A 213-nucleotide genomic window follows, 5' to 3' on the forward strand; every position below is an offset into this window, starting at 1 on the left:
CGGCGTCTCCTATGGCACCGCGATCGGCCAGCAGTACGCCGAGCGCTACCCGCACCGCGTCCGCGCGATGACGCTCGACTCCAACATGGACCACAGCCTGGACACGTGGACCTACCAGAAGACCGAGACCATCGCGGTGGAGGAGTCGTACGGCCAGTTCGCCGACTGGTGCGCCCGTACGGCGTCCTGCGCGCTCCACGGCCGTGACGCCCG

1 protein-coding gene is annotated in these 213 nt (G+C 69.5%); it reads left to right on the top strand.

Annotated features, from left to right (window positions below):
• Window positions 1-213 (top strand): alpha/beta fold hydrolase (locus ADK36_RS18590; RefSeq protein WP_048587703.1); only part of this gene is annotated, 213 nt, incomplete at both ends.

Origin of the sequence: Streptomyces viridochromogenes (assembly GCF_001270495.1) — a bacterium.
Taxonomy (GTDB): Bacteria; Actinomycetota; Actinomycetes; order Streptomycetales; family Streptomycetaceae; genus Streptomyces; species Streptomyces viridochromogenes_A.